This window comes from Kitasatospora nipponensis (assembly GCF_039528135.1).
Classification (GTDB): domain Bacteria; phylum Actinomycetota; class Actinomycetes; order Streptomycetales; family Streptomycetaceae; genus Kitasatospora; species Kitasatospora nipponensis.
Genome location: NZ_BAAALF010000342.1, coordinates 1 through 4,171, shown reverse-complemented (window position 1 = coordinate 4,171; position 4,171 = coordinate 1). Strand labels below are relative to the sequence as shown.

At 76.5% G+C, this 4,171-nt stretch carries 4 protein-coding genes and 1 pseudogene; 1 reads left to right on the top strand and 4 read right to left on the bottom strand.

Going from position 1 to position 4,171, the window contains the following annotated elements; genetic code table 11:
* From ABD323_RS39765 to ABD323_RS39755, 3 genes are all read right to left on the bottom strand, one after another.
* Positions 1-697: sugar transferase (locus ABD323_RS39765; protein WP_344446988.1), on the bottom strand; the 697-nt coding region annotated here is incomplete at its 3' end.
* 10 nt (positions 698-707) lie between these two features.
* On the bottom strand, positions 708-1,913 hold the full coding sequence (locus ABD323_RS39760; protein ID WP_344446987.1) for a glycosyltransferase: 1,206 nt from the start codon (positions 1,911-1,913) through the stop codon (positions 708-710).
* The gene (locus tag ABD323_RS39755; RefSeq protein ID WP_344446986.1) at positions 1,906-2,721 is read right to left on the bottom strand and encodes a polysaccharide deacetylase family protein; all 816 of its coding nucleotides are present in this window, start codon (positions 2,719-2,721) and stop codon (positions 1,906-1,908) included. The genes ABD323_RS39760 and ABD323_RS39755 overlap by 8 nt, the downstream gene beginning before the upstream one ends.
* A gap of 233 nt (positions 2,722-2,954) precedes the next feature.
* On the opposite strand from ABD323_RS39755, the gene ABD323_RS39750 reads away from it, so the two are divergent.
* Complete coding sequence (locus ABD323_RS39750; protein WP_344446985.1) at positions 2,955-3,983, top strand: polysaccharide deacetylase family protein; 1,029 nt, start codon at positions 2,955-2,957, stop codon at positions 3,981-3,983.
* On the opposite strand, the pseudogene ABD323_RS39745 reads toward ABD323_RS39750, so the two are convergent.
* Positions 3,948-4,171: pseudogene (locus tag ABD323_RS39745) on the bottom strand (hypothetical protein); the annotation flags it as partial. The gene ABD323_RS39750 and the pseudogene ABD323_RS39745 overlap by 36 nt on opposite strands.

Genomic DNA, 4,171 nt, shown 5'->3' with positions numbered 1-4,171 from the left:
CGCCGTGCGGGTCGCCGTGCGGGTCCGGGTGCGCGAAGGCCGCCGGGCGGACCGGCGCGGCCGGCGCGTGCGACGCCGCGGGCTCGACCGGCGCCGGTACCGCAGTCGGCACCGCCAGCGGGTCCGGCAGTGGGAAGCCCGGGTTCACCCCGCCCGCCGCGGTGATCCCGGTCGGCCGCAGCAGGACGCCGACGGTCCGCCACAGGATCAGCAGGTCCAGGCGGAGCGAGACGTGCTCGACGTACCAGAGGTCCAGCTCTATCCGCTCGGGCCAGCTGATCGCGTTGCGCCCCTGCACCTGGGCCCAGCCGGTCAGTCCGGGGCGGACGGCGAGCCGCCCGCGCTGGCGCGGCGAGTAGTGCGCGACCTGCTCGGGCAGGGTGGGCCGCGGTCCGATCACGGCCATCTCGCCCCGCACCACGTTGACCAGCTGCGGCAGTTCGTCCAGGCTGGTGCGGCGCAGCAGCGCGCCGAGCCGGGTGATCCGGGGTGCGTCGGGTTCGTCGGGGTGGCGGCGGTCCCGCATGGTGCGGAACTTGAGGATCTGGAACTCCGCGCCGGCGTGGCCGCTGCGGGTCTGTCGGAAGATCACCGGGCCCCCCATGGTGCACCGGATCAGCAGGGCGATCAGCAGCCCCAGCGGGAGTGCGACGACCCCCGCGAGTGCTGTGACCAGCAGATCCCCCCCACGTTTCATGACGCTCTCCTCAGACGGTTCTCCAGGGCAGGTGTCTGGCACGTGCGACGGCGGCGTAGGTCTCCAGGGAGATCCGGGCCACCGCCCGCTGGTCGAAGGCGAGGTGGGCGCGGGCTCGCGCCGCCGCCCCGAGCCGCGCGCGCAGCTCGGGGTCGGTGATCAGCCGGTCGAGGGCGGCGGTCAGCGCGCCGGGGTGCCCCGCCGGGGTGAGCAGGAGTTCCGTGTCGTGGCGGCCGATCTCACGGCAGCCGCGGATGTCGCTGAGCACCATCGGCAGGCCGCTGGCGGCGGCCTCCATGGCCGAACGGGAGAAGCCCTCGCGGTAGGAGGGCAGCGCGAAGACGTCCATCGCCGCGTAGAGCGCGGGCAGGTCGGTGCGCCGGCCGAGGAACTCCACCGCGTCCTCGTCCGTGCGGTGGGCGTCCGGCTTGTCGGGGTCCTGGGGGCCGATCCAGACGAAGCGGGCCCGGCCGGCCAGCGCCCGGGCCGCGGCCGCGAACTCGGCCACGCCCTTCTCGGCCACCCGGCGGCCCACCGCGCCGACCAGCAACTCACCCGGTGCCACCTTCAGTTCGGCGCGGATGCGGGCACGGTCGGCGGGGTCGGCGGTGAAACGGGCCAGCTCGATGCCGTTGCCGACCAGCCGCGAGCGGCGGGCCGGCACGGTGCTCGCCAGGGTGGCCCGGTCCTCGGCGTTCTGGTAGAGCTCGGCGTGCGAGAAGCGGGCCGCGACGTGCTCCGCGCCGAGCACCAACGCCCGCTTCACGAAGGGGTCGTGGGCCTGGGCCCAGAGCCCGTGGCAGGTGTTCACCAGCACCGGCACCCCGGCCAGGCGGCCCAGCACCCGGCCGAGCACGCCGGTCTTGGGGTTGTGCGTGTGCAGCACGTCCGGCCTCAACCGGCGCAGCGCGGCCAGCAGTTCACCGGCCGCGGCGAGGTCGCGGCCGGGCCGCCAGGCGCGGGTGAGGGAGGGCAGCGCGAGGTGCCGCACGCCCAGGCGCTCGATCTGCGGCACGTAGGGACCCGGCGCGCTGAGCGCGAAGGTCTCCAGGCCCGCCTCCACGTCGGCCCGCAACTCGGCGGCGAGCAGCAGGTGCAGGCTCATGTCGACGGTGGTCAGGTGCGCCACCCGCAGCGGGCGGCCGCCCGGCCCGCGCAGCCGGGGCAGCGGCGGCGGTCCCGCGGCCGGCGCGTCGGGTAACCGGGCGTCAGGCACGGGCGCCCACCGCCTTGGCGGCGCTCACCAGGGCGGCGTAGGCCCGTTCGGGGAGCAGCGCGCCGGCCAGTTTGGCCCGGAAGAAGTCGATCGGGTCGGTGCGGCGCACCGGCACCCGGTGCAGGCGCAGGGGGTCGGTGCCCGGCAGGTTGCGGCCCACCAGGCCGGTGGCGGCGGTGCGGAAGCGGGCCCGCAGGGCGGGCTCCATGTGGGCGACCGGGACGCCCCAGGGGTAGGCGAAGTGGCGCGGCCGCACCCCGAGCCGCTCCTCGACCTGGTCGTTGCAGGCGTCCAGCTCGGCGCAGCTGAGCAGCGCCGGACGGACATGGCTGCGGGTGTGGTTGGCCACCGTGCACAGGCCGCTGCCGACCATCTCGGCCAGTTGCTCCCAGCTGAGCGCGGGGGCCGCGGCGGCGCGCGCGGTCGAGCCCTCCCAGCGCATCGCGCCGCCGACGTGACCGCTGGCCAGGTAGAGGGTGAACGGCAGGCCGCGCTCGCGCAGCACCGGCCAGGCGTGCCGGTGGACGTCGGCGAAGCCGTCGTCGAAGGTCAGCACCACGCCGGGGGTGCGGCTGCCGCGCTCCAGCCGGTCCGCGGCCTGGTCCAGCGTCACCACCCGGCCCACCGGCAGCTCGGCCAGCAGGTCCGCCTGGGCGGTGAAGTCACGGGTGGCGAGGTCGAGTTCGTCCGGTGAGCCGCCGCCCACCCGGTGGTAGATCAGCAGCGTCGCGCCGTCGCCCGGCCGACTGCCGGCGACGCCGGCCAGCCGGTTCTTGATCAGCGTGCGGGCAGCCGTGGTCCGCCCCATCGCTCCCCCTCCACCGCGCAGCGTTGGACGGGGACCACCCTAGGGGCGTTGCGGTCCGGGCGCTCCGACTTTGTGAAAGAAGCGGAAAGATAGGTCGAAAATCGGACCGCAGGTGACGATGCCGCCACGGCCTACAACCCTGCGGGGGGTGTAGGAGTCTGGACTACATTGAGCGATCTCACGCCGGGTCAGCCCGGCCTCGCCTGGGGGGCATCGTGCCGCGACCGGACACCATGACACCGGACCTGACGACCGTAACCGACCTGTTCTCCGGCACCGCCCTGGGCATGGGCACCGAGGCACCGACCCGTACCGGCGCGCCGCAGGACACCGACCCGGCGCGGGCGGGCGCCGACCGGCTGGCCCAGTGGCTGCGCTACTCCCCCGCCCAGCCGGTCTTCCGGGCCCGCGCGGCCCGCCGCCTGGCGGTGCTGGCCTACCGCCGGGTGCCCGACCAGCGCAGCTTCCGCGCCCAGCTCGACCGGCTCTGCCGCACCGCCGTGCCGATCTCGCTGCGCGCCCTGGAGCTGGCGGTCACGCACGGCCGCCCGCTGCCGCCGCGCAGTGTGCTGATCACCTTCGACGACGCGGACCGCAGCGTGCTGGAGCACGCCCTGCCCGCGCTGGCGGCGCGCGGGGTGCCCGCGGTGGCGTTCGTGGTCACCGAACTGGTCGGCACCGACCGGCCGTCCTGGCGCCAGGAGGCGGCGTTCCTGCTGGAGCACGGCGGTCACGCCCGGGCGCTGACCGGGGCCGGGGCGGAGGGGACGACCGGCCGCCTCGCGCTGCTCGCCGCGCCGCCGGACCCGGACCGCCGCCGCAGCCTGCACGAGCTGCGGGTCAGCGCCCGGGCGCAGGCGCCGCGCCGGCCGCGGCTGACCCCCGAGGAGCTGCGGCAGCTGGCGGCCGGCCCCTTCGCGATCGGCAACCAGACGCTGGGCGGCGCGGAGCTACGGCGCTGCGACGACGCCACGGTGCGCACCGAGGTGATGGCCGGCCACCAGGCGCTGACCGGCTGGCTGGGGCGGCCGCCGACCGCCTTCGCCTACCCCGGCGGCGAGTTCGAGCCGCGGGCGGCCGGCCTGCTGGACGAGCTCGGCTACCGGACGGGCTTCCTGAGCGACCACCGGCACAGTGCCCGGCTGCCCGACGAGGCGCTGCGGGTGAGTCGGCTGGAAGTGGACGCCTCCGGCGGTCGGCGCCACCTCGCGACCGTGCTCTCGGGACTACACCCGGCTGTCAGCCGCTGGCGCGGCCAGTAGCGCGAGCGGGTCGGCCGGCAGCGGGGCGAGGTCGGCCAGCTGCGCGCGTCCCTGCGCGTAGTGCGCGGCGACGGCCGGCAGTGCGCCGGGGCGGCCGCTGTGCAGCACGGTCAGCGAGCCGGCCACGCCGGGCGCCGCCCGCCGGGGCGCGGCGCCGGCGGCGAGCACCCGGCGCACCGCCTCGGCGG

Excerpts from the sequence above, each read along its gene's own strand:
- ABD323_RS39755 (WP_344446986.1), bottom strand. The coding sequence starts at position 2,721 with ATGGGGCGGACCACGGCTGCCCGCACGCTGATCAAGAACCGGCTGGCC.
- ABD323_RS39750 (WP_344446985.1), top strand. The coding sequence starts at position 2,955 with ATGACACCGGACCTGACGACCGTAACCGACCTGTTCTCCGGCACCGCC.